This window comes from Shinella sp., assembly GCF_052438155.1.
GTDB lineage: Bacteria > Pseudomonadota > Alphaproteobacteria > Rhizobiales > Rhizobiaceae > Shinella.
In genome coordinates, this window is sequence record NZ_JBQVPI010000004.1 from 202,969 (window position 1) to 226,219 (window position 23,251).

General features: G+C 62.8%; 23 protein-coding genes. 6 read left to right on the top strand and 17 right to left on the bottom strand.

What is annotated here, in order from left to right:
• Positions 1-154 precede the first annotated feature (154 nt).
• From ACT6VE_RS09850 to ACT6VE_RS09915, 14 genes are all read right to left on the bottom strand, one after another.
• The gene (locus tag ACT6VE_RS09850; protein ID WP_444798434.1) at positions 155-1,369 is read right to left on the bottom strand and encodes an SfnB family sulfur acquisition oxidoreductase; all 1,215 of its coding nucleotides are present in this window, start codon (positions 1,367-1,369) and stop codon (positions 155-157) included.
• A gap of 23 nt (positions 1,370-1,392) precedes the next feature.
• Positions 1,393-2,433, bottom strand: a complete 1,041-nt coding sequence (locus ACT6VE_RS09855) for an isopenicillin N synthase family dioxygenase (RefSeq protein WP_444798435.1) — start codon at positions 2,431-2,433, stop codon at positions 1,393-1,395.
• Between the two features lie 39 nt (positions 2,434-2,472).
• On the bottom strand, positions 2,473-3,846 hold the full coding sequence (locus ACT6VE_RS09860) for an LLM class flavin-dependent oxidoreductase (RefSeq protein WP_444798436.1): 1,374 nt from the start codon (positions 3,844-3,846) through the stop codon (positions 2,473-2,475).
• Positions 3,847-3,877: 31 nt separating this feature from the next.
• Positions 3,878-5,143, bottom strand: a complete 1,266-nt coding sequence (locus tag ACT6VE_RS09865) for an SfnB family sulfur acquisition oxidoreductase (protein WP_444798437.1) — start codon at positions 5,141-5,143, stop codon at positions 3,878-3,880.
• Between the two features lie 76 nt (positions 5,144-5,219).
• A complete protein-coding gene (locus ACT6VE_RS09870; protein WP_444798628.1) occupies positions 5,220-5,567 on the bottom strand; it encodes a MetQ/NlpA family ABC transporter substrate-binding protein in 348 nt (115 codons plus the stop codon).
• On the bottom strand, positions 5,458-5,997 hold the full coding sequence (locus ACT6VE_RS09875) for a MetQ/NlpA family ABC transporter substrate-binding protein (protein WP_444798438.1): 540 nt from the start codon (positions 5,995-5,997) through the stop codon (positions 5,458-5,460). Before ACT6VE_RS09875 ends, ACT6VE_RS09870 begins: the two co-directional genes overlap by 110 nt.
• A 20-nt stretch (positions 5,998-6,017) precedes the next feature.
• Positions 6,018-6,677: a methionine ABC transporter permease gene (locus tag ACT6VE_RS09880; RefSeq protein WP_444798439.1), complete on the bottom strand. Its 660-nt coding sequence runs from the start codon at positions 6,675-6,677 to the stop codon at positions 6,018-6,020.
• On the bottom strand, positions 6,667-7,740 hold the full coding sequence (locus tag ACT6VE_RS09885) for a methionine ABC transporter ATP-binding protein (protein ID WP_444798440.1): 1,074 nt from the start codon (positions 7,738-7,740) through the stop codon (positions 6,667-6,669). The genes ACT6VE_RS09880 and ACT6VE_RS09885 overlap by 11 nt, the downstream gene beginning before the upstream one ends.
• A 5-nt stretch (positions 7,741-7,745) precedes the next feature.
• Positions 7,746-8,978: an acyl-CoA dehydrogenase family protein gene (locus ACT6VE_RS09890; protein ID WP_444798441.1), complete on the bottom strand. Its 1,233-nt coding sequence runs from the start codon at positions 8,976-8,978 to the stop codon at positions 7,746-7,748.
• A 233-nt stretch (positions 8,979-9,211) separates the two neighbouring features.
• The gene (locus tag ACT6VE_RS09895) at positions 9,212-10,573 is read right to left on the bottom strand and encodes an O-acetylhomoserine aminocarboxypropyltransferase/cysteine synthase family protein (RefSeq protein ID WP_444798442.1); all 1,362 of its coding nucleotides are present in this window, start codon (positions 10,571-10,573) and stop codon (positions 9,212-9,214) included.
• A gap of 26 nt (positions 10,574-10,599) precedes the next feature.
• A complete protein-coding gene (locus ACT6VE_RS09900) occupies positions 10,600-10,899 on the bottom strand; it encodes a hypothetical protein (RefSeq protein WP_444798443.1) in 300 nt (99 codons plus the stop codon).
• The gene (locus tag ACT6VE_RS09905) at positions 10,889-11,677 is read right to left on the bottom strand and encodes an ABC transporter ATP-binding protein (RefSeq protein ID WP_444798444.1); all 789 of its coding nucleotides are present in this window, start codon (positions 11,675-11,677) and stop codon (positions 10,889-10,891) included. The genes ACT6VE_RS09900 and ACT6VE_RS09905 overlap by 11 nt, the downstream gene beginning before the upstream one ends.
• Positions 11,678-12,679, bottom strand: coding sequence for an ABC transporter permease (locus ACT6VE_RS09910; RefSeq protein WP_444798445.1), 1,002 nt, complete (start codon positions 12,677-12,679; stop codon positions 11,678-11,680). It abuts the gene before it with no gap.
• Between the two features lie 4 nt (positions 12,680-12,683).
• A complete protein-coding gene (locus tag ACT6VE_RS09915; protein WP_444798446.1) occupies positions 12,684-13,718 on the bottom strand; it encodes an ABC transporter substrate-binding protein in 1,035 nt (344 codons plus the stop codon).
• A 248-nt stretch (positions 13,719-13,966) separates the two neighbouring features.
• Between ACT6VE_RS09915 and ACT6VE_RS09920 the strand changes: the two genes are divergently transcribed.
• From ACT6VE_RS09920 to ssuD, 5 genes are all read left to right on the top strand, one after another.
• Positions 13,967-14,269, top strand: coding sequence for an XRE family transcriptional regulator (locus tag ACT6VE_RS09920; RefSeq protein ID WP_444798447.1), 303 nt, complete (start codon positions 13,967-13,969; stop codon positions 14,267-14,269).
• Positions 14,270-14,640: 371 nt separating this feature from the next.
• Positions 14,641-15,672: an amino acid ABC transporter substrate-binding protein gene (locus tag ACT6VE_RS09925; protein ID WP_444798448.1), complete on the top strand. Its 1,032-nt coding sequence runs from the start codon at positions 14,641-14,643 to the stop codon at positions 15,670-15,672.
• 14 nt (positions 15,673-15,686) lie between these two features.
• On the top strand, positions 15,687-16,871 hold the full coding sequence (locus tag ACT6VE_RS09930; protein ID WP_444798449.1) for an amino acid ABC transporter permease: 1,185 nt from the start codon (positions 15,687-15,689) through the stop codon (positions 16,869-16,871).
• Entirely contained in the window at positions 16,868-17,917 is a 1,050-nt protein-coding gene (locus tag ACT6VE_RS09935; protein WP_444798450.1) for an amino acid ABC transporter permease, read from the top strand. Before ACT6VE_RS09930 ends, ACT6VE_RS09935 begins: the two co-directional genes overlap by 4 nt.
• Positions 17,918-18,073: 156 nt before the next feature.
• Complete coding sequence (gene ssuD / locus ACT6VE_RS09940; RefSeq protein ID WP_444798451.1) at positions 18,074-19,243, top strand: FMNH2-dependent alkanesulfonate monooxygenase; 1,170 nt, start codon at positions 18,074-18,076, stop codon at positions 19,241-19,243.
• Between the two features lie 162 nt (positions 19,244-19,405).
• Here the strand turns inward: ssuD and ACT6VE_RS09945 are convergent, their stop codons facing one another.
• On the bottom strand, positions 19,406-19,984 hold the full coding sequence (locus tag ACT6VE_RS09945; RefSeq protein ID WP_444798452.1) for a TetR/AcrR family transcriptional regulator: 579 nt from the start codon (positions 19,982-19,984) through the stop codon (positions 19,406-19,408).
• 49 nt (positions 19,985-20,033) lie between these two features.
• Here ACT6VE_RS09945 and ACT6VE_RS09950 point away from each other — a divergent pair, with 49 nt between their 5' ends.
• Positions 20,034-20,558 carry a dihydrofolate reductase family protein gene (locus ACT6VE_RS09950; RefSeq protein ID WP_444798453.1) on the top strand — a complete coding sequence of 175 codons (525 nt, stop codon included), beginning with the start codon at positions 20,034-20,036 and terminating at the stop codon, positions 20,556-20,558.
• Between the two features lie 142 nt (positions 20,559-20,700).
• Here the strand turns inward: ACT6VE_RS09950 and ACT6VE_RS09955 are convergent, their stop codons facing one another.
• Together ACT6VE_RS09955 and ACT6VE_RS09960 are read right to left on the bottom strand one after the other, a co-directional pair.
• Positions 20,701-22,446 (bottom strand): peptidoglycan D,D-transpeptidase FtsI family protein, encoded by a 1,746-nt coding sequence (locus tag ACT6VE_RS09955; RefSeq protein ID WP_444798454.1) that lies wholly within the window; start codon positions 22,444-22,446, stop codon positions 20,701-20,703.
• 207 nt (positions 22,447-22,653) lie between these two features.
• Positions 22,654-23,019 carry a GAF domain-containing protein gene (locus ACT6VE_RS09960; protein ID WP_444798455.1) on the bottom strand — a complete coding sequence of 122 codons (366 nt, stop codon included), beginning with the start codon at positions 23,017-23,019 and terminating at the stop codon, positions 22,654-22,656.
• Between the last annotated feature and the right edge of the window lie 232 nt (positions 23,020-23,251).

Here is a 23,251-nt window from a genome sequence, read left to right on the forward strand (position 1 = left end):
GTCGGATAGAGGCAAGCAGTTCTGTCGCGCATGCGGGAGCGCAAGAACCAAGATCAAATGCGGCCCTCCGTCGCCTCTATTTCATGAGCAAAAAAAGGGCCGCAACCCCGAAGGATTGCGGCCAGGTGACCACCCCCACCACGAGGGTTGGATTTCAGAGCGCGCCGTTGCGCGGCGGAATGACGCCGTTGAGGTGATAGTTGCCGACCACGTGGTACTTCCAGCGCACCGGATCGTGCAGCGTATGGGTGCGGGCGTTTCGCCAGTGCCGTTCGAGATTGAGGCCGCGCTTCGTGGCCGAGGTGCCTGCGAGTTCGAAGAGCACGTTGGTGGCGTCGATCGCAAGCTCCGTCGTCAACACCTTGGCGGCGGCAACTGCCAGCGTCGCCGCCACGGAATTTTCCTGGCTGAGACTTATCTGCGCCTGGTCTACCCTGCGCCCGGCCCGCTCAAGTGTCGCCTCGGCGGCCTCGATGCGGATGGCAAGCTCGCCGATGCGGGATATGGTCAGCGGATCGTCCGCCGCACGCTCGACGCCGCTGTCGGTCCACGGACGCGCCCGGTCGCGTACATAGCCGATGGTTTCCTTCAGCGCCGCGCGTGCAATGCCGAGATCGACCCCCGCATGGATGATCTGCCCGACGGAGCCGATCGTGCCGGGACGCTCGAACCCCTTGTGGTGCTGGACCACGGCATCGGCCGGGACGTAGACGTCGGTCAGGATCGTCGTTCCGCTGCCCGTCGTGCGCTGGCCGAAACCATCCCAGTCGTCGACGATCTCGATGCCTTCCGTCTCGCGCGGCACGAAGGACATGGTCAGCCGCTCCTCGCCATCGAGCGCGAAGATCACCACCCAATGGGCAAAGAGCACACCGGTGGAATAGAATTTCCGGCCGTTGATGCGAAAGCCCGCGCCATCCGGCGTAATGCGGGTGTTGTAGTCGCCAACCGTCTTCGTTCCGACCTCAGAAAGCGCGTTGCCAAAGCGGTCGCCGGCAAGTGCCCGCCCGAAATAGAACCGCTTCTGCACCTCACTGCCATCGTGGCGCAGGGCTTCAAGGATATAGAAATGGTTCTGTGGGATCTGGCCGATCGAACTGTCGGCTTCGGACAGGATCGCCGTAACCTCCGCCAGCACCGCATTCGATACATCGATGCCGCCATACTCAGAGGGAACGGTGATGGCGAGCAATCCGGAGGCCGACAGGCGGTCGAGCTCTTCATAGGGAAGCGCGCGCTCGTAGTCTCGCCGGCTTGCACCGCCAATGAAATCCCCGGCGAGTTCGCGCGCTACGGCGAGGGCCTCTTCCTCGCTCGCGATGCGACGGGCTGTCTCTGGTGGCTGGACGAGCGTCGTGACACTGCTCATGGTCGTTCCTTTCGGGAGAGGGATCAGGCCTTGGCCGGCTTTTCCAGAAGATGCAGCAGGTCGGGATGGTGTTTCGCCGCGACATCAGGATGGGAGCGCAGGCGGCTCTTCAGGTGGTTGATGCCGACTTCCCGGAAGATCGGGTTGAGCGGGTCGACTGTCACGCCGCGCTCACCGCGCTTCAGGGTCTCAGGCAGCGGAATGACCGGGATCGTCGCGTCGTAGCGGGCGCCGAGGAAGAAGGCGACGGAGAACCGCTCCGTGCCGGCCGGCGGGGTCACGACGTCATGGACATCCGCCCGGACAAAGCCGTTCGTCGCCAGTTCCAGAAGCTCCCCGCTGTTGATGATGAAGGTGCCGGGCACCGGCGGCGCCTCGATCCACACACCCTCTTCCGTGCGGATACGCAGGCCCGGCGTGGTGTCCTGCAGGAGCACGGTGACGAAGCCACCGTCCTTGTGCGCGCCGACCCCCTGATCGCTCCCGGCGGCCTCGCGACCGGGATAGCGGATGATCTTCAGGAGCTGGGACGGCGAGGGTTCGTAGATTTCGGAGAAGGCGTTTTCCGGCTGGCCGAGGGCCAGTGCAATGGCCTTCAGCACATCGATGCCGATGCGGGTGACTTCCGCCTGGTAGCGAAGAAGCAGCGGCTTCAGTTCCGGCAGGGCGTCGGGCCATTGGTTGGGGCCATAAAGCCGGTTCCACGGCGTATCCGCTCCGGCGTCGACGGGCGCGCCTTCCGTGTTGATATCGAGCTGCTCGCGCCAGTCCTGCTCACCGCGGGTGCGCTCGTAACCGGCGCGATTGTAGCCGCGGAAATGCGGCGACTTCACCATCTCGATCGACAGCTTGTCCGCTTCCGGCAGCGCAAAGAAACGCTTCGAGGCCGAAAGCACGTCGTCGATCAGGCTTTGCGGCACGCCATGGCCGGTGAGATAGAAGAAGCCGTGGTCGTGCAGGACGCGGGTCAGTTCCTTGACGAAACCCGCGCGTTCCGCGGCGTCGCCGTAAAAGCGCGAGAAATCGATCGTCGGCAGATGGACGGGCTTGGTGTGGATGGTCATGTCATGCTCCTCGAATGAATAGTTTGGACACAGGTCTGGTCATTCCGCCGCCCGCATAAGGGCGTTCGCCCGGTAGGTTGCACCGTGATGTCGTTCCGGCAACCGGTCGCCTTCGCCGAACAGGCGGCTGCGCAGGCTGCCCTCGCCATAGGCGGTCTTGTAGCGGCCGCGCTCCTGCAGCACGGGCACCACCAGATTGATGAAATCCTCGTAGCTTTCCGGCGCCACGGTGCGGGCAAGGTTGAAGCCGTCAATCTCGCCTTCGGCAATCCATGCCTCCAGCGCATCGGCGACCTGGTAGGGATTGCCGACGATCAGCGGATAACGCCCGCCAAGCGGCATGTCGGAGAGGATGCTGCGCTTCGTCCAGCCGCGTTCGCGTGCGAGATCGACGGAGGTCTGCACGAAATTGCCCTTGCCGTAGGTGATCGGCTCGTCGAGTTCATACTGCGAAAAATCGATGCCGGTGCCGGCGGAGAAATGTGCGAGGCCCGCCTCGGGGCTCGCGTAGCGGGCATAGTCCTCGTACTTCTCCTTGGCCGCCCGCTCCGTCCGGTCGACCACGACGGTGATGCCGGCGAAGATGCGGACGTCTTCCGCCCGCCGCCCCGCCTCGACTGCGCCCTTGCGGATGGCGCGCGACGCGGTGCGGGCGACCTTCGTATCGGGCGATGAGATGAAGACGCATTCAGCATGGCGGGCGGCGAATTGCCGGCCGCGGCCGGAGGTACCGGCCTGATAAAGCACCGGCGTGCGCTGCCGCGAGGGTTCGCTGAGGTGATAGCCCTCGGCCCGGTAATAGGTTCCCTTATGCCGAATTTTTCGCACGCGCGATGGGTCGGCATAGGTCCGGCAACGGCGGTCGCGCAGCACGGCGTCGTCGTCCCAGCTACCTTCCCAAAGCGCATAGAGCAGATCCAGGCATTCATCTGCCCGATCGTAGCGTTGGTCGTGTTCGCCGAGCGCCGTCTGCCCAATTGCCCGTGCGGCACTGTCGAGATAGCCCGTCACGATGTTCCAGCCGATGCGGCCATCGGTCAGGTGATCGAGCGTCGACATGCGGCGGGCAAAAATATAGGGCTCCTCCGCATTCACATTGACCGTGACTCCGAAACCGAGCCCCTTCGTCACCGCAGCCATCGCGGACACCAGCATCAATGGATCGTTGACCGGCAGCTGGATGGATTCGCGCAGCGTAAGGTCAATGGACTGCTGGTAGACATCATAGACCCCGACAATGTCGGCCAGGAACACACCATCGAACAGGCCGCGCTCGAGGGTGGCCGCCAGCTCAATCCAGTGGCTCAGTTTGGTATAGCGATGCGACTGGTCGCGCGGATGGGTCCACAGGCCATGGTTGATATGGCCGGCGCAGTTCATGGTGAAGGCGTTGAGCAGAATTTCTTTTGGCATGTTCCATGCGAGGGCGCATCCGCCCTCTCCGTCAGATCCAGGAATGCAGCGGCGGCTGCACACCGTTGAGGTAATACTGGCCGACCGCGTGGAACTTCCAGCGCACCGGATCGTGCAGCGTATGGGTTCGCGCATCGCGCCAGAAGCGGTCGAGATTGTGGGCTCCGAGCGTCGAGCGCGTGCCGGCAAGCTCAAAGAGCTTGTTGGCCGCCGCAAGCGCGACTTCCGTTGTCAGCACCTTGGCCTCGGCGACCGCGATCTTCGCCTTGCCGATCGTCTCGCCGGTGACATCGGCAATTGTTTCGTCGAGCTGCCGGCCAGCGCGTTCGAGAAGTGCTTCGGCCGCGTGCTGGCGGATTTTCAGGTCGCCGATCGCCGCAATTGTATAGGGATCGTCGGATGCCCTGTCCGCGCCGCTGTCGATCCACGAACGTGCATGGTTGCGCACAAGATCGATCGTCGCGTCGATGGCACCGCGCGCAATGCCAGAATCGATCGCAGCGTGGATAAGCTGGCTCTGCGGCCCTACGGCGCTCTGGTTTTCGTAGACGATGTGGGCGGGTAGCACCCGGCTTGTGGGAATCGCAACTTCATTGAGGATAACCGTGCCACTCGCCGTGGTCCGCTGGCCAAAGGCCGACCAGTCGTTGACGACCTCCAGCCCTTCGGCATCCCGGTCGGCAACAGCAACCACAACATGGCCCTCTTCGTCCAGCGCGACGATCGGCACCAGATGCGCAAACAGTGCACCTGTGGAGTAGAACTTACGGCCCGAGACGACGAAATGCTCGCCCTTGCGCACCAGTCGCGTTTCGAAGCTCTCGACAGTCTTGCCGCCGAATTCGGAAAACGCATTGCCGAGCCGCTTTCCGGCGAGCACGGCGCCGAAGAGTTCGCGCTTCTGCGCTTCACTTGCGGTCTGGCGGATGACGTCGATGATCTCGAAACTGTTCTGCGCGATCTGCGTCAGCGACGGATCGCCAGCGGCAAGCGTGGCGAAAACCTTTGCGAGCGTGACCTGCGAGACGCCGGCTCCGCCATAGGCCTTGGGAATGGTGATGCCCCAGAGGCCGCTCTGCGAAAACAGGTCCACCTCCCGGAACGGCAAGAGACGATCCCGGTCGCGCTCCTTTGCCTCTGCGGCAAAGAGCGGCCTCAGCTGCTCGGCAACCGCAATCGCTTCCGCATCGTTGCGGATGACATGCGCCGCCGTTGCCGGCGGGTTGGGCAGCCAGCCGGGCTCGCCGGGAGCGGGATCAGGTGGGAGAAGTTTTGCAGTCGCGTTTGTCGTGGTCATGTCTCAGCCGTCAATCGGGTCTTGAGAGGAGCCGGGCTGCGATAGGGCGCAGCCCGGCGGCGAAAGACTAAAAAGCTCAGAAGGCAGCGACTACCTGTCCCTTGTAGCGCTCTTCGATGAACTTTCGGGTCTCCTCGCTGTTGAGCACCTTGGCGAGCTTTGCCACGCGTGCGTCGCCCTTTGTCTCCGGGCGGGTGACGAGATACTCGCTCCAGACATTGTAGCCGTCCTGGCCGCGGTCGATGAGCAGCGCCTTCGTGATGTCGAGTTTCGCCTCGAAGACGTAGTTGCCGTTGAGCGCGGCCAGATCAACCTCACCCAGTGCGCGCGGAAGCAGCGCGGATTCCAATTCGACGATCTTCAGGTTCTTCGGGTTCTCGGTGACATCCTTGATGGTCGGCAGCGGGTCTTCCGGTGAAGTCAGCTCCGGGCAGCAGCAGACCGCGGCCGCCATTGACCGGATCGTTCGGGATCGCGACGGTCGCGCCATCTTCCAACTTGTCGACCGCGTCGATCTTCGTCGAATAGGCGACGAAGGGCTCGATGTGGACAGGCACGATCGGCACAAGTTCCGTGCCGCGCTGCTTGTTGTAGTCATTCAGGAACGGGCGGTACTGATAGTAGTTGGCATCGAGCTCGCCGGAGACGAGCTGGGCGTTCGGCTGGATGTAGTCCGTGAAGACGCGGATATCGAGATCGAGGCCTTCCTTGGCAAGGATCGGCTTGACGAATTCAAGGATCTCCGCATGCGGAATAGCGGTGGCGCCGACGACGAGCGTTTCGTCGGCTTTCGCGGTGCCGAAGGCGGCGAGTGCCAGGCTGGCGACGATGGTGAGTGATTTCAGGATGCGCATGTGGGTCCTCCGAGCGCTGGTCATTTGCGGGAAAAGTGGGTGACGAGGCGGTTGCCGCTCACCTGGATGAGCTGGACGAAGACGATGAGGATCGCGACGCAGACCAGCATGATTTCCGTCTGGAACCGATGGTAGCCGTAGCGGATCGCGAGATCGCCGAGCCCGCCGCCGCCGATGGCACCGGACATGGCCGTGTAGTCGACGAGTACGATTGCGGTGACGGTAACGGCGGCCAAGAGGCTCGGCAGGGCTTCGGGCAGCACGGCGCGCAGGATTGTCTGCGACGTCGAGGCCCCCATGGCGAGGCTCGCCTCGATAATGCCGCGATCGACCTCGCGCAGCGCCGTTTCCACGAGCCGAGCAAAGAACGGCGACGTGCCGACGACCAACGGGAAAATGACGCCGCGAATACCGAGCGATGTGCCGGTGACGAGCACGGTGACCGGCATCAGCACGATGAGCAGGATGATGAAGGGCACCGAACGGATGATGCTCAGCACGAAGGACAGGCCGCCATAGGCAACAGGCGCCTGGAACAGCTGCTGCCGGCCGGTAAGGAACAGCAGGATGCCGAGCGGCAGACCGACGAGCACGGTGAGCAGCAGCGCACCACCGACCATCGCCAAGGTCTGGCCAAGCGCTGCGCCGATATCACCCCAATAGAGGTTCTCAAACGACATAGCGCGGCCTTTCCTGAAGACGTGGCGGAGCGGCTGGCACATCGTCGGCAAGCGCCCCGCCCTGCAACTCCACATGCACGCCGCTGGCGCGCAGGCCCGCGATGGCGCCCGCCACGTCACGGCCACTGAGCGACACGATGAACTGGGCATAGGGCGTCTCGCGGATATGGCCGACGCGGCCGGCGAGGATGCTGTAGTCAACGATGTTTTCACGCGCGATGCGACCGAGGATCGGCTTATGCGCGGACGGCCCGGTAAAGGTGAGCCGCACTGTGCGCCCGCCGAGGTCGGACGCTGTGATCGCATCCAGCGCACCACCGTCCGGTTCCGTTTCGCGCACGAGACGCAGCGTTGCCGGGTGTCGCGGATGCAGGAAGACGTCCGCCACCCGCCCCTCCTCCACCACACGGCCGCGGTCGAGCACCGCGACGCGGTCGCAGGTGCGGCGGATCACATCCATTTCATGGGTGATGAGCACGATCGTCACGCCGAGATCGCGGTTGATCTGCCGAAGCAGATCGAGCACGGCACCGGTCGTCTGCGGATCAAGCGCGCTCGTCGCCTCATCGCAGAGCAGCACCTGCGGCTCGCAGGCGAGCGCACGGGCAATGCCGACGCGCTGTTTCTGGCCACCGGAAAGCTGCCGGGGATATTTGTGCGCATGTTCGCTCAGCCCGACGCGGGCGAGCAGCGCGGCCACCTGCTCGGCAATCTCGATCTTGCCATACTGGCCGGTCAGTTCGAGCGGATAGGCAACGTTGCCGGCGACGGTGCGGGCGCTCAACAGGTTGAAATGCTGGAACACCATGCCGATAGACCGACGGAGTTCCCGCAGGCTCTTGCCCCTGGCATCCGTCACCCGGTGGCCGGCGACAAAGACGTTACCGCCGGTCGGGCGTTCAAGCAGGTTGATCAGCCGCACCAGCGTCGACTTGCCGGCCCCGGACGAACCGATGATGCCGAAGATCTCGCCCTTGGCGATCGACAGATCGACGCCGTCGAGTGCAGCCACCGGACCATCCTTGCCGGCAAAGCTTTTGGTGATGCCTTCGAGCCTGATCATCGTCGTCAGCCCGCGCTCGCGCCGATGCGCCACTGGTAGGGCGGCGGCGTGCCGTTGACGGCGAAGTCCCCAATGATGCGGTGCTTGTAGATGCGCGGATTGTGCGAGGCGAGCGTGCGAGCATTGCGCCAGTGCCGGTCGAGGCCGGCCGGCTTCTTCGTCGCCGAGGCGCCAAGTGCGTCGAAGAGCAAGGTCGAGGCTTCGAGGATCAGGTCAGAGACCACAGTCTGGGCTTGTGCGGCTTCAAGTTCCGCAATTGCGTTCGCTTTTTCCTCGGCGTCTGGATCATCGATGAAATGCGCTTCGTAAGCGCGCTGAAGGCTTCCGGCCGCCTGGAGGGTGATCGCGCTTGCAGCATAGGCGGCAGCGCGGATGCGGCCGACGACCTGTAGCACCTGCGGGTCCTGGCTGGAGCGGGCAGCGGCGGCGTGCGTGTAGGTCCGCCGACGCTCCGCCACCGCCTTGGCGACATCCGCCGTAATCGCGCGGCCGATGCCGGCAAGCGTTGCCAGATGCACGAGCTGGTAGAAGGCCGCGCTGTATTTGAAGCGCTCGTCATCGATGACGATGTCTTCCGGCTGCACCGCGACATCCCGGAAGGTGGTGGTGCCGCTTGCTGTCAGGGTCTGGCCGAAACCATCCCAGTCGTCGATGACCTCGACGCCCTCGGCCTCGCGCCGCACGGCGACCGAGATGCCTTCGCCGTCCGCATTCGACGCGCCGACATCGATCCAGTCAGCAAAGAACGAGCCGGTCGTATAATATTTCGCCCCGTTCAGGACGAGCCTTCCGTCCTTTTCCGCAACATTGGTGGCGAAGCGATCAAGGGCGGCACCGGTGCCGATTTCGCTCCAGGCGTTGCCCGTAATCTCGCCACGCGCGATACGGCCAGCCCAAAGATCGCGCCGCTCCGAATCCTTCGTGTTGAGGATATCCTCGGTGAAGCCGAAATGGCCGCGCAACGCCTGGGTAATGTTCGAATCCGCCTCGGACAGCTCGATAAGCAGATTGAAGAACTGCGGCAGGCTCGCGCCCTTGCCGCCATCCGCGACTGGAAGGCGCGTGGCGCCGAAGCCTGCTTCCTTCAGGCGGCGGATCGCCTCGTGCGGCAGGTCGCGTTCCAGGTCACGCTCCGTTGCCCGCGCCGCAATGTCTGCGAAAATCGGCCGGAACGGGGCTGCAAGCCCCTCGTAGTCATCTCCGGGGCCAGCGCCCCAGGCATTCTCAATCTGCGTCATTCGTATCGCACTCATCGCTGCCGTGATCGGACAAAGGTCCCTCACGCTTGGAATTGACGGCGAGAGTAGCGTCTGGCTGGCTCGAATACAGGAATTCTATCTTTTTTATGGATTATAAAATGGAATGGCGTTTCTTTTTGCGTGAGACCTGTGTGCGACCCTGCTCGCAAAGAAAAACCCCGGCGCGAGGAGGGAGCGCCGGGGTTAAACACCGATCGGAGTCGTGCCGGTTTTCAAGCCAGCGCGATTGCGCGCTCCAGGTCGGCGATCAGGTCGTCCGGATGTTCCAGGCCGATGGAAAGCCGCACGTAGCCGGGCGTGACACCCGTCGCCAATTGGTCTTCCGGCGAGAGCTGCGAATGCGTCGTCGTCGACGGGTGGATCGCCAGAGACCGGGCATCGCCGATATTGGCGAGGTGGTAGAAGAGTTGGAGGGAATCGATGAACCGACGCCCAGCCTCGCGTCCCCCCTTCAGCTCGAAGCCGACCAGCGCGCCGAAATAGCCGGGCTTGAAGTATTTCTCCACCCGCGCCTTCGCGCTTCCATCCTGGTATTTCGGGAAGATCACCCGCTCTACCTTCGCATGGCCCTTCAGGTATTCAGCGACCTTCACCGCATTCTCATTGTGCTGGCGCAGGCGCAGCGGCAATGTCTCGAGGCCCTGGATGAACTGGAATGCGTTCTGCGGGCTGATCGCCGCACCGAGGTCGCGCAGCAGCACCGCGCGGGCGCGCAGGATGTAGGGATGGAAGGCGATCGTGGCAGCCTTCTCGATCCAGGTCTTGCCCTGGTAGCTCGGGTCCGGCTCATTGAGGTTCGGCTGACGCTCGGCATGCTCCGCCCAGGGAAAGGTGCCGCTGTCGACGATCGCACCGCCGATCGAGGTGCCGTGGCCGCCGATGTATTTTGTCGTCGAATAGACCACGATCGCCGCACCGTGCTCCAGCGGACGAATGATCAGGGGGGCTGCCGTGTTGTCGACGATCAGCGGGATGCCGTGGCGCCGGCCGATGGCAGCAACTTCGGCGATCGGGAAGACGTCCAGCTTCGGGTTCGGCAGCGATTCCGCATAGTAGGCGCGGGTCCGATCGTCCGTCGCCTTCTCGAAGGCTTCCGGATCCGTCGCATCGACGAAGCGTGTCTCGATGCCGAAATTCTTCAGCGTGGCCGCGAAAAGTGCCCAGGTGCCGCCATAGAGGCCGGCGGCGCTGACAATGTTGTCGCCGGCACGCGCCACGTTGAGGATCGCGAAGGCGGACGCCGCCTGGCCGGAGGCAAGCGCCAGGGCCGCCGCACCGCCTTCGAGTTCCGCAAGGCGCTGCTCGAAGGCATCCTGCGTCGGGTTGGAGACGCGCGTATAAAGATGACCGGGGGCTTCGAGGGCGAACAGCTTGTCGGCGCCGTCCGTACCCGGCAGTTGGAAAGAACTCGTCTGGTAGATCGGCACGGCCACGGCGCCGGTCGTCGGATCGAAGCGGAAGCTTCCGCCGTGCAGCGCTATTGTTTCCGGGTGCCGACTCTTGAACGTGGCGGTGCCGGCCGGCGGCTGCACGATGTCTTGCTCGGCAATCTCTGGGGATTGGTGGATCGTCATGACGCTTTTCCTTGAGTGGTGCGCATTCAGGCGCGCGAGGGACGGGCTGACAGAAGGACACCCGCGACGAGGATGGCCGCAGCGGCCCAAAAGGCCTCCGGCGCGTACCAGCGGATGCCATAGAGATGGTCGTTGGTGCAGAGCGCCTGGGCGAGCGAACAAAGGTCGGTTGCTCCTGCAATGCAGGTGACGGCCTGGCCGACGGTCAGGTAGTCGTTCTCGACGACCTTGCTGAAGATCAGCCACCACCAGCCGAGCGCGATGAGTGCGGAGATGCCGCCGGCGATTGCGACCGCCGGGTAGCTGGTGCGGCTGCTAGACGTCATGGGAAATTCCCAGCTTTTCGAGCAAAGAGGCGCGCAGCGCGATGAGGTTGGCATCGTCTCGCCGGCGCGGATGGGGCTGGTCGATACGCAGTTCCGCGACGATCGAGGCTGGCCGATCCGAGAGAACGATCACCCGGTCAGCCAGGAGCAACGCTTCCTCGACATCATGCGTGACGAGCAGTGCGGTGAAGCCGGCGCTCTTCCAGAGATCGAGAAGCTCCTTCTGCATTCTGAGCCGCGTCAGCGAGTCGAGCTTGCCGAAGGGCTCATCGAGCAGCAGCAGCTTCGGATCGTTGACCAGTGCACGGGCAAGTGCCGCGCGCTGCGCCATGCCGCCCGAAAGCTGGTGTGGATAGAAATCGGCAAAGCCTTCCAGCTTCACCAGCTTCAGCACTTCATCGATGCGGTACTCCCGCTCGCGGATGAGCCCGCGCGCTTCAAGTCCGATCGCGACATTGGCCCGCACGGTGCGCCACGGGAACAGCGTCGCATCCTGGAAGACGAGGATGCGGTCCGGGTTCGGTTCCAGGATCGGCCGGCCGTCTTCGCTCACGCTTCCAACCGTCGGCGCCTCCAGCCCGGCGGCAAGGCGCAACAGCGTGGACTTGCCGCAACCCGAGGGGCCAAGCAGGGCGACGAATTCGCCCGGCTCGACGGCAAGGCTCACATTGTCGAGAACCTGAAGCGCCTTGTCGTCGACATCGTAGTGGTGGGAAACACCTTCGACATCGAGGGCAATGCTGTTGACGACGCTGGCTTCTGCGAAGGCGACGGACATCTAGAGAATTCCCTTCTGCCAGCCGAGCAGGCGATCGCGCGCCACAAAGAGCAGGCGAACGAGGCCGGCGCAGATCAATGCCATGATGATGAGGGCGGCGTAGACATTGGCGTAGGCCGAGTAGGCCGTGTTGAACTGCAGGTACCAGCCAAGGCCAAATTTTGCGCCGAGCATTTCGGCCACGACGAGAACGGCGAAGGAGTAATAGAGGCCCATGAAGATGCCGACGAAGACGTTCGGCAGCGCTGCCGGAATCGCGACCTTGAAGATCAGGAAGCGGTTGTCGGCCCCGAGCGTGCGGGCGACATCGTAGAAGGACCGGTTCACCTGGCTGACGCCTGCCGCCGTGAGAATTGCGACCGGGATGCCGGAGGCGAGCGCCACGAGGAAGATCGAGGCGTGAAAGGTCGATGGGAAGATGAAGAAGGTGCAGGGTATCCAGGCGCTGGCCGGCACCGGGCCGATGAGTTTCAGGAGTGGCATGCCCCAATAGGCGAAGCGTTTCGACCAGCCGAGCGCCACGCCACCGGCAAAGCCCACAAGGATACCCGAAAAGAAACCGAGCCCCCACAGCCGGCCGGTATAGGCGATGCAGATAAGCAGCCGATCCCAATCCGTCATGTAGACGTGCAGCAAACCCTGCGGCGGCGAAAAGAAGGGTTTTGGTAGCCAGCCGAGCTTTGCCGTCAACACTTCCCAGACGGCAAGCCAGAGCCCGAGCACGATGAACCACGGTCCATAGTGCACGAGTGTGCGACCGGCGCTGCCGAGGCGATGGACGGTGACCGAAAGCACCAGAAAGATGAGCGCGCCGACGAGAGTGACGGCGGCAAACAGCCCCGTCGCCCCCCAACTGATGACGTCGGGCAGCCCGTAGGTCAGTGCCGACGCAAGAAACCAGGTCGCGGCGGCGAGCAGTCCGTTTCGCCAGATCCCCGTCAGGGGCAGGGTGACGGATCGCCGCCCTGCCCCGCCGAATGTTTCGTCTACCGCAGCACTCATCGGATCACGCGAAGATGTCGATGGTGATGCGGTTGGCGATCTCTTCCGGATCGGTGGCGGCGTCGATGACGCCGGTCAGCTTGAGGTCTTCGTAGCCGATCCTCACTTCCTTAAGGAGATCCTTGCCGAACCAATGGTCATGATAGGTGAAGGAGGCGAGAACCTCGGTCAGGTCTTCCAGCGGCAGGCCGGGCCTCAGCGTGTCGAAATACCACTTCGCCACTTCGTCCGGGTGCTTGGACGTGTATTGATGGATTTCGAGGTTCGCCGACGCCACGCGTTTGATGGCATCCTTGTTGGCCTCGTAGTAGTCGCCGTTGACGCCGAGCACACAGCAGACGCGATCCTTGAACGTGCCGGTCTGCGTATCGGCGACGCGGCGAAAACCGTGCTGCTTCTCGTAGGAGTAGGCCCAGGGGTCCATGTGCGCGACGGCGTCCGCCTCGCCCTTCAGCACGCCTTCAGCAACGAGATCGAACGGGAAAACCTTCCAGGTGACGTCGGTTTCCGGGTTGAGGCCGGCCTTGGCAAGCGCCACCGAGAAGGCGACGCGCGAGGGCGACATGACGTCGAAGGTGCCGATCGTCTTGCCCTTCAGATCCGTCAGCGTCTTGATGTCGGAGTCCGGCTTGACGAGCACGCTCTGGCAACCGCCATGCGAGCCCGCAAAGAGCCGCACGTCAAAACCCTGCTCGATCGGCTTCAGCCAATCGTAGAGGAGCCCCGGACCGGCCTCCGCCTTGCGGGTGGCGAGTGCCTGGATGAGCGTCTGGCCGCTCGCGCCCTGATAGAAGAGTTCGACATCGAGGCCGTGTTTGGCATAGATGCCCTTGGAAAGGCCGAAGCCGACGGGCGAATGACAGGCGGCCACTTCGGTCCATTCCAGCTTGATCGGAATGAGATTGCCGGCAATGGCATAGCGCGTCGAACGCGCACCGATAACACCGGCGGTCGCGGCCACAGCCGTTACGCCCGCCGCCTTGATCAGGCTGCGGCGCGAGAGGCCCTTGGAGAAAATGGTTTCGGATTGCTGGCCCATCGGATGTCCCCTCGATGCGTTGATGGGACTAGCCTAACAAAAATCATATTAGTTTATAGAATTTATAGATTATTTCTTTTCGACCGCGGAGAATATTCTTTCATCGGAAGGCTGTCGCTTGGATCGGCGTCCTCACGCCAGCAGCCCGACCTTCTCTTCTCGCCAAGGGGCGCCTGTTCAGGTGCGGGAAATCCGGCGCGTTGACCCGCCAAAGCTGTTGAACGATACTGCCGCGAAAAGGAGATCCCATGATTACAGGCTCTCAGTGCCGGGCAGCGCGCGCACTCGTCGAATACAGTCGGGAGCGTCTTGCCGTCGCCTCGAGCGTCGACATCTCGACGATCGAGAGCTTTGAGCGCAAGCTCGGGAAGCCTGATGACGAAAGCATCGCGGCACTCCGCGCTTCCCTGGAGGCTGCCGGCGCCGCTTTCCTGCCGGATGGAGATCGTGGCGGGATCGGCGTGCGACTGAAGTTCAACCGCTCCGAAACCCGGCGTATCCAGACAATGGAAGGTGAAGGCGGCATCGTAGCACACGATGACGTTCCATAAGCCCCCATCCTCCTCACCCGATTTCAAGTCATGCTCCCGAAGTATTTGAACACCCGCTAGCGGCCATACTCGATTGACCTTGAGGCGCAACGCGCGCGCCTCGCCGCCGCCCGTCCGGACGCTTCTTGAAAGCACGGTTCAGACACGGGCCGTCTCCTGTGTGAGATGAGCCTTACGACCGGGTCATCTGAAAATCAGCAGATCGGAACGCACGGCCAGAGAGAAGCAATTTGCTTCGGAACCGGGCAAATTTGGATGTCGGTTTCTTAAGTACACTAATTTTATAGATAATATGAACAGACCTTCAGCGCTTCGGGTAATTCACCCATGCGGCGGAAGTTTAGTTCTTTTGAAAACGGGGACATTTCAATATGATAGCGCACAAGACCCTTCGGCGGGCCGTCAAATCGGCGGTCGCAGCCGCCTTTCTCGCCACCACCATGCTTTCGGGCATCGCCCATGCCGGCCCGACACTCGACAAGATCAACCAGCGCGGCGCCATCAAGGTCGGCGTCGGCACGACGCCCGGCTTCTTCGCGCCGGACAGCAACGGCAAGTGGCAGGGTTTCTTCATCGATTTCGGCCGCGCCCTGTCAATTGCCGTGTTCGGCACGCCGGACAAGGTGGAGTTCACCTCCTCTTCGCCGCAGCAGCGCCTTCCCGCCCTCCAGAGCGGCGAATTCGACATCCTGCTTTCGGGCGTGACGGTTACCACCACGCGCGCCTTCAAGCTTGGCTTCCATTTCGGCCCGACGGTCTTTTATGACGGCCAGGGCATTCTGGTGCGCAAGGACCTCGGCGTGACGAAGGCCGCCGATCTTGACGGCGCGACCATCGGCGCCCAGAGCGGCACGACGGGCGAACTCAACGTCGCCGACTTCTTCCGCAAGACCGGCAAGACATTCACGCCGGTCACCATCGAGGATACCGGGCAGTTCATCGATGCGCTGGAATCGGGCCGCGTCGACGCGATCACGCAGGATTCTTCCGATCTCGTCGGCAAGCGCACGCAGCTGAAGAAGCCGGACGACTACGTTCTCCTCCCCGAGCGCCTGTCCAAGGAGCCGCTCGCACCGGCAATCGCCGGCGGTGACGATCGTTGGCTGGAACTGGTGAACTGGACCGTGAACGCCACGATCCAGGCCGAGGAATGGGGCATCACCTCGGCGAATGTCGACCAGTTCCTGGAATCGGAAGATCCGGCCATCCAGCGCTTCCTCGGCGTCGATCCGTCCTTCGGCACGGAACTCGGCCTTGATCCGAAATGGGCCTACAACATCATCAAGACCGTCGGCAATTACGGCGAGATCTTCGACCGCAACCTGAAGCCACTTGGTTGGGAACGCGGCTATAACAGCCTGTGGACCAATGGCGGCCTGCTCTACTCTCCGCCGTTCCGTTGATGTCGGACAGACGCGTGTTTCGAACCGTCGTGCCGGGCCCTTCAAGGCCGGGCATCGTCGAGAAAGTCCGCGGCTGGTGGGGCGGCTGGCCGCTCGGCCAGCTCGCCTTTCTTGTCGTGATCGCCGCGCTTGGCGCTTTGTTCGTGCACAACGTGCTCGAAACGATGGCGCGGATCGGCATCCTGCCCGGCTTCGGCTTCCTGTCGAGTTCCGCCAATTTCGAGATCGGCGAAAGCGCCATTTCATTTCGCGCGGGCGATACGTATCTGCGGGCGATCCTTTCGGGTCTTCTCAACACGCTAAAGGTCTCGTTGCTCGGCTGCCTGTTTGCGACGATCCTCGGCGTTGCCATCGGCATTGCCGGCCTCTCGCGCAATCTTTTGCTCTCAGGCCTTGTGCGCTGGTTCATCGAGATCACCCGCAACACGCCGCTGCTGCTCCAGCTTTTCTTCTGGATGTCGCTGGCAAAGGCCCTGCCGGCGCCGCGCCAGGCCTCCGCGCTGTTCGGCACAATCTTTCTCACCAGTCGCGGCGTCTACATCCCCTCGGTCTCACTGGAGGGTGGGCCATTCGGCCTTGCCGCTGCATTGGGATTTGTCGCAATCCTCGGCGTCGCGCTTCTTCTTATCCTGCGCCTCACCCAGCGTCTCACGCGTCGCACCGGAACGGTGGCAATAGCATTGGCTTTTGCCGCAACCCTTGCAGCCCTCTTCCTCTCCGGCACCCGGCCGGCTGTCGAAGTGCCCGCGCTCTCCGGCTTCAACATCCGCGGCGGGCTCAATCTTTCGCCTGAGTTCGCAGCGCTCCTCACCGGTCTCGTCATAAAATTCTCCGCCCTCATCGCCGAGATTGTGCGGGCAGGCATCCAGTCGGTGGGTAGCGGCCAATGGGAAGCGGCGCGCGCGCTCGGCCTGCATGAAGGCCAGATCATCCGTCTTGTCGTGCTGCCGCAGGCGCTGCGCGTCATCACGCCGCTGACGACATCGAGTTATCTCGATCTCACCAAGGATTCGAGCCTTGCCGTCGCTATTGGCTTTCCCGATCTTGTAAGCATCATCAACACAACAGCCAACACGACCGGCCAATCCATGGAAGCCCTGATCATCCTGATCGGCACTTTCCTTGCGATCAACCTTTCCCTCTCCGCCTTGATGAATGCCTACAATACCCGCGTTGCGCTGCGGGGAAGCACACGATGACCGCCGCCGCCCGCACCTTTGCAACGCTGCGCACCGGCCTGTTCGGCACTCGCACCAACACGCTCATCACCGCGGCAACGTTGTTGCTGCTGTCGCAGATCCTGCCACCTCTCTTTCGCTGGGCGGTGCTCGACGCCACGTTTACCGGCAATGCGGAGGCCTGCACGCGGGCCGGCGCCTGCTGGGCGTTTGTCACCGCCAAGCTGCGCTTCATTCTTTTCGCGTTTTACCCACCGGATCTGCAATGGCGGCCGGCGCTCGTTATCCTGCTGCTTGCCGCGATCCTGACGGCAAGTGCCTTGCCGCGTCTCTGGGGCCGGCCGCTGCTTTTCGCCTGGCCGTTGACGATTCTTACCTGCTGGCTGCTGATGCAGGGCGCCTTTACCAGCACGCCCATCCCCTCGAACCAATGGGGCGGCCTGCCGGTGACGCTTTTTGTCTGGGCCGTCTGCTTTGCTGCCGCCACGCCGATTGCGGTTCTGCTGGCGCTCGCCCGCCGCTCGACACTTGGTGGACTGCGCACCTTCTCCGTCCTCTATATCGAGCTGATGCGCGGCACGCCGATGGTTGGCATCCTCTATGTCGCCATGCTGATCCTGCCGATGGCGCTGCCGGACGGGCTGTCCTTTGACAAAATGCTGCGCGCCATGCTGATGGTCACGCTGTTCTGGGCGGCCTATATCGCCGAAGTCATCCGCGCCGGTCTGCAGGCCCTGCCCTCGGGGCAAACCGAGGCGGCAACCGCCCTTGGCCTCGGCTACTGGCGAACACAGCACCTCATTATCCTGCCGCAGGCCTTTCGCTTCGTCATTCCGGCATTGGTCAATCTCGCCATAGGCTTTCTGCTGGCAACCTCCCTGCTCGCCGTCATCGGCATCTTCGATCTCCTGAACGCCGCCCGTGCCTCCGCCGCCGACCCGAAATGGCTCGGCTTCTACAACGAGGCCTACATCGTGGTGGCCGCCGTCTATTTTGCTATCTGCTTTGGCGCATCGCGCTATAGCCGGTGGCTCGAGCGGCGGCTTGCCGCGGGCCGGCGCCTGTAGCTGGCAGGCGACCCCGCCGGGCGATGAATAATCCCAAGGCGGCGCTGAACAGGGAATAGAATTTCTTACAGAAACTATAGAAATAATTATTCTGCACTGAACCGCACATGCACCCGGCATGCGCGACCCTTTCAGACGACCGGCAGGACCCTATTCATGAGCAAGACCGACCAGCCCCTCGATTTCCTGTGGTTCATCCCGAGTTCCGGCGATGGCGCCTATCTCGGTTCGGACGAATTGAGCCGCCCGCCGGATCCGGGTTATTTTCGCGAGATCGCGGTTGCCGTCGACCGCCTCGGTTACTCCGGTGTGCTCATCCCGGTCGGTGCAGCCTGCGAAGAATCCTTCGTGCTCGCCGCCGACCTTGCCGCCCGTACGGAAAAGCTGAAATTCCTGGTCGCAATCCGCCCTGGTACGGCGACGCCGGCCTACTATGCGCGCCTAGCCTCCACCCTCGATCGCGTATCGAACGGACGGCTGCTGCTGAACATCGTGGTGGGCGGCAGTGCGCAGGAACTGGCCGGCGACGGCATTTTCCTGCCGCACGACGAACGCTACGACCACGCCGCCGAATTTTTCCACGTCTTCAACGAGTTGATCGAAACCGGCCGGTCGACGCTGGACGGCAAGTACATCAAGGCCATCGACGCACGCCTCGGCCTGCCGCCGGTGCAGCAGCCGCGCCCGCCGATCTACTTCGGCGGCTCATCGGATGCCGCGATCGATTTTGCCGGCGGCCTCGTCGACAAGTACCTGACCTGGGGTGAGCCACCGGCACAGGTGGCGGAAAAGATCGCCCATGCCCGCAAGGCCGCCGCCGCGAAGGGTCGCGAAGCGACCTTCGGCATCCGCCTGCATTTCATCGTGCGGGAGACGGACGATGAAGCCTGGGATGCCGCCGACCGGCTGATCTCGAAACTTTCCGACGAAGCCGTCGCCTCCGCGCAGGAGGTTTTGACCAAAAACTCCGACTCGGTCGGCCAGGCCCGCATGGTGGCCCTGCACAACGGCCGCCGCGACAAGCTGGAAGTGTCTCCAAACCTCTGGGTCGGCATCGGCCTGGTGCGCTCGGGCGCCGGCACCGCGTTGGTGGGCTCGCCAAAGACCGTCGCCGCACGGCTTCGCGAGTATCAGGCTCTCGGTATCGACACCGTCATCGCCTCCGGCTATCCGCATGTAGAGGAGGCCTACCGCGTCTCCGAACTGCTGTTCCCGGAACTCGGCTTGCCCGGCCCGCGCAACCAGTTGCGTTCGACCTTCGGCGGCCACCAGGTTTTTGGGGGGGGCGGCCACGGCGGCAACGTCAAGCTCACGTCGGCCTCGTAGCGCCAGTCGAGGGGCCGAGGGATATAGTCCTCGCGCCCCAGATCTCATGCTGAACGCCGCGCCGACAGGTTCGCGTGGCGGTCAGCGGAAAGAAATGCTCGGGCACGGACGTTTCCCGTCACCGGGGCCGGAAAACAGCCGTAGGAACATCAACGGCTCGTCCTACGCCGTCTTGCCCTTTCCTTCCACTGCGTCTCTCACCCACTCCTCCAACGCATTTCGTATCGCCCGTTCCGCCGTGTCCTGGCGCGTGAAGCCCCACCAGGTATGCGCGCCCTGCCAGACGCTCGCCATTTGCCAGCCAAGGCGCCGCCCCTTCTCCGGATCCGGTGACAGGCGCCGGCCGAGAGCCTCTGCAAGCCGGTATCCCCAAGCGGCGCCGCGGGCGCGCAATATTGGGTTGCGAATGTCTTCCCGGAGCAGCAACAGCCCATCGGTGACATCGCGTTCGGCGCGCTCCGGCGACATGAGGCGCAGGAGAAGGGCAATCGCGCCCTCCGGTGTCGGCGCCTCTTGAGCATCGGCAGACGCCGTCTCCGCGTCGAGACAGTCCCAGGCCCGCAACATTATGGCCTGCACCAATGCATCCCGGTCGCCGTAGCGCTGCACCAAGGTGGCCGCCGAAAGGCCAGCGGTTTGAGCGGCCCGGGCGAATGTCAGTCCGGCAGGCCCGGCCTCCATCAGGGCGTCGAGAAGCGCGTCGAGAACCTGCGCATCGGGGATTGTCTTGCGTCTTGCCATGGCTATATATAAATGTACGTTCGTTTATTTATTATTCAAGGAGGCTTCCTTGGCCCGCATCCTAGGATACATCGCCACCAGTCTCGATGGCTATATTGCCACCGCGGACGACAATCTCGATTGGCTGTTCAAATATGACGGCATGGATCTCGGTGAGCACGATTACCGCACCTTTATCAAACGCATCCGCACGATCGTCATGGGACGCGGCACCTACGACTTCGTTGCAAATGAGCCGTCCCCCTGGGCGTATGGGAACCAGCGGGTCATCGTCGTCACTTCGCAGCCGATCGATGAGCCCAAGGGACCGCTCGAGGTGCGCAACGACGTCGACACATTGATCGCAGAACTTCGCGCACTGGACGACGGTGACGTTTGGATGGTGGGTGGCGGCCAGTTGCAGATGGCCTTCATCGAGCGCGGTGCGCTGGACGAGATCGAAATCTATGTCATTCCGGAGATGCTGGGCAATGGGCGCCGCCTCTTCCCGCCAACCGGATTTCGCGCCAGCCCGACACTCATTAGTGCGCAAACGCTGGATCAGGGCTGTGTGCGACTCCACTACCGTTTCTAAATCTTGGGCGTTTGCCGAAACAGCATGGAGATCATCGGGAAAGACTGTCCTAGCCCCTTCACGCGCCGCACCGGATCACGGAAATCGTCCGCCGCGCGTTATACCTTGAAGAAAACGCGACCCATATGCAGTAAACCTGAGGTCAATAATCGACCAGCAACTGCGGATCGTCCTCCGTTCCGAAGCGGGGTTGAACGCCAAGCATTGCGCCGCTGCGCCGGATGATCTCGCGAACGACGGGACCGGCCGTATAGGCGGCCAGACGCCCACCGTTCTCGCCCGTCAGCGGCGCATCGACGATGGAGAGCACGACGTAACGAGGCTTATCCATGGGAAAGCCGGCGAGGAAGGCGTTGAAGTTGATATTCGTCGCATAACGACCGTTGATCACTTTGTCGGCCGTGCCGGTCTTTCCGCCGACGCGAAAGCCTGGGACCTGTGCGCTGCGGCCAGACCCGTTCAGGCCGTTCCAGGTGAAGAGATAGCGCATATCCGCGCTGGTTTTTTCAGCGAGAACCTGCACGGCGCCGCCGCTCGCCTCTTCCAGGCTTCGGGGCATAAAGGTGGGAGAAACCAAGCTTCCGCCATTGAGCAGGGCGGCAGCGGCGACAGCGGTTTGCAGCGGCGTGGTGGCGGCACCATGACCGTAGGAGATCGTCGCCGAGTTGATCTTCCGCCAGGTTCTCGGCTGCGTCGGCGTCGCGACCCCGGGCATCTCCGTATCCATCTTGGTGAGAAGCCCGAGCTTCGTCAAAAACGCCTGATGGCCTTCGATCCCGACCATGTCGGCAATGGTCGCGGTTCCGATGTTGGAGGAAAACTGAAACACTTCCGGGATCGACAGGGGCCGCCTCTTTCCCCGGAAATCCTTGATGGTGAAACCACCCATGCGAATGGGGTTCGACGCGTCGATGACCGAGTTGAGGTTGATGCTGCCGGCGTCGAGCCCCATGGCCAGCGTGAACGCCTTGAACGTCGATCCCATCTCGAATGTCGCATTGCTCATCCGGTTGAACCAACCCTTCTCGTATTCCTTGTCGACGCTGCCGTCGGGAAGCTGGCGCGAGGGTTCGTTCGGATCGTAGTCCGGCACCGATGCCATGGCGAGAACCTCGCCGGTCGCGACGTCAAGGACCACCGCGCCCGCGGCTTCCGCCTTATAGTCGGTCATCGCCTTTGCGACGACATCGCGCACGATGGCCTGGACGCGCAGGTCGATCGACAGACGCACGGGCTCAAGCGCCATCCCGCTCGTCAAGCCGGCCTCGCGCAGCGCAATAAGGCCCTGCTGATCGAGGTAGCGTTCCATGCCGGCGAGGCCCATATTGTCGATATTGACGTGGCCGACGATGTGCGAGGCTATGGCACCGCCCGGATAGAAACGCCGCTTCTCCGGCCGGAAGCCGAGCCCCGGAATGCCGAGCGCCATGATATCCGCCTGCTGGCGCGGGGTCAGGTGACGCCGCAGCCACTGGAAGGCCGAGCCGGAGCGAAGCCTCCTGTTTGTCTCGTTCCAGTCAAGGTTCGGAATGACGGTCGCCAGCTTCTCGATAGCCTCGTCCGGGTCGACGATCCTGCGCGGCTCGGCATAGAGCGACACCATATTGAGGTCGGTTGCCAGCATCAGGCCGTTGCGGTCGAGAATGTCCGGGCGGGAGGCCATGGCGCTGAGATCGCTGCGCAACGATGCCGTCGCGGTGACGTCGTCAAGGCCGTACTGGATGAGGCGGCCGCCGACTGCCAGGAAGGCAACGGCGAAAATCGCTATCAGGATACCGATCCGCTGCCGTGCGTCCTGCCGCCGGCGCCCGCTGCCGACGAAGGCGCCGTTTTTGCTTTGCACGGCAAAGTGCGCACGGCTTCTCAGCCGGATGACGAACGAGATCATTCCGAACAAACCCATGGATGACGGGGTGGCGATCGGGCATCTGTCTGTACCCGTACGCTGGAGCCTGCATTCGATGGGGCGGGAAGCCAATGGTTAAGTTGGCACGTGAGCAATTTGAGTTAAATCGATGTTAATATACAATTACAATTGTCTTGAGGCTGTGAGAGGAAAATTAACATCTTCCTCTCCGGCCTCTGCAACCGATGCTCAAATACGCGGCGACGCCAGGAACGCGAGCTTGGCGGGGATGGAGAGCACATCCGTCACCAGCTTCACGCGTTCGGACGTGTAGAAATGCTCTTCGTGCAGGATGTTCATCGTGCCCATGAAGTCATCGGCGATGAAGATCGGCAGGTTGACGACCGAGCCGCAGCCGAGCGACCAGATCTGCTCATGGTCCGGGAAGACCGTGGCAATGTCGGCGATCGTATTGGCGACGAAGGACTGGCGCTCGACATGGATGGCATCGAACCAGCGGGTGCGGTTGATCGGCTTGCTGCCCGAGACGGGATAGCTCTCCGGGTCCGACGAATAGGAACGGCTGGAGATTTCTTCGGCAATGTTCGCTTCCATGACGATGAAGAGTTTTTACACCCACCACCGCCTGGGTGAGCTTTTCCAGCGCGGCATAGGCAGCGCTGGCCGAGGCCGACACGGCCAAGCGTGACGCGATGTATGTCGACCTTCAGAAGAAGGCACAGTAAACAAAGGTGGTGGCGGCTGAAGGGTCGCCACCACACCTCTCTGTCGTCGCGGAGAATGCTCTCGCGATTCTCGCATAACGCGAGAGAATCATAGCAAAACA

Coding starts and splice junctions, on each gene's coding strand:
- ACT6VE_RS09850 (WP_444798434.1), bottom strand. CDS start 1,369: ATGAGCAGTGTCACGACGCTCGTCCAGCCACCAGAGACAGCCCGTCGC.
- ACT6VE_RS09880 (WP_444798439.1), bottom strand. CDS start 6,677: ATGTCGTTTGAGAACCTCTATTGGGGTGATATCGGCGCAGCGCTTGGC.
- ACT6VE_RS09905 (WP_444798444.1), bottom strand. CDS start 11,677: ATGTCCGTCGCCTTCGCAGAAGCCAGCGTCGTCAACAGCATTGCCCTC.
- ACT6VE_RS09960 (WP_444798455.1), bottom strand. CDS start 23,019: ATGGAAGCGAACATTGCCGAAGAAATCTCCAGCCGTTCCTATTCGTCG.
- ACT6VE_RS09955 (WP_444798454.1), bottom strand. CDS start 22,446: ATGATCTCGTTCGTCATCCGGCTGAGAAGCCGTGCGCACTTTGCCGTG.
- ACT6VE_RS09945 (WP_444798452.1), bottom strand. CDS start 19,984: ATGGCAAGACGCAAGACAATCCCCGATGCGCAGGTTCTCGACGCGCTT.
- ACT6VE_RS09890 (WP_444798441.1), bottom strand. CDS start 8,978: ATGACGCAGATTGAGAATGCCTGGGGCGCTGGCCCCGGAGATGACTAC.
- ACT6VE_RS09865 (WP_444798437.1), bottom strand. CDS start 5,143: ATGACCACGACAAACGCGACTGCAAAACTTCTCCCACCTGATCCCGCT.
- ACT6VE_RS09915 (WP_444798446.1), bottom strand. CDS start 13,718: ATGGGCCAGCAATCCGAAACCATTTTCTCCAAGGGCCTCTCGCGCCGC.
- ACT6VE_RS09925 (WP_444798448.1), top strand. CDS start 14,641: ATGATAGCGCACAAGACCCTTCGGCGGGCCGTCAAATCGGCGGTCGCA.
- ACT6VE_RS09920 (WP_444798447.1), top strand. CDS start 13,967: ATGATTACAGGCTCTCAGTGCCGGGCAGCGCGCGCACTCGTCGAATAC.
- ACT6VE_RS09875 (WP_444798438.1), bottom strand. CDS start 5,997: ATGCGCATCCTGAAATCACTCACCATCGTCGCCAGCCTGGCACTCGCC.
- ssuD (WP_444798451.1), top strand. CDS start 18,074: ATGAGCAAGACCGACCAGCCCCTCGATTTCCTGTGGTTCATCCCGAGT.
- ACT6VE_RS09885 (WP_444798440.1), bottom strand. CDS start 7,740: ATGATCAGGCTCGAAGGCATCACCAAAAGCTTTGCCGGCAAGGATGGT.
- ACT6VE_RS09910 (WP_444798445.1), bottom strand. CDS start 12,679: ATGAGTGCTGCGGTAGACGAAACATTCGGCGGGGCAGGGCGGCGATCC.
- ACT6VE_RS09895 (WP_444798442.1), bottom strand. CDS start 10,573: ATGACGATCCACCAATCCCCAGAGATTGCCGAGCAAGACATCGTGCAG.
- ACT6VE_RS09855 (WP_444798435.1), bottom strand. CDS start 2,433: ATGACCATCCACACCAAGCCCGTCCATCTGCCGACGATCGATTTCTCG.
- ACT6VE_RS09900 (WP_444798443.1), bottom strand. CDS start 10,899: ATGACGTCTAGCAGCCGCACCAGCTACCCGGCGGTCGCAATCGCCGGC.
- ACT6VE_RS09860 (WP_444798436.1), bottom strand. CDS start 3,846: ATGCCAAAAGAAATTCTGCTCAACGCCTTCACCATGAACTGCGCCGGC.
- ACT6VE_RS09935 (WP_444798450.1), top strand. CDS start 16,868: ATGACCGCCGCCGCCCGCACCTTTGCAACGCTGCGCACCGGCCTGTTC.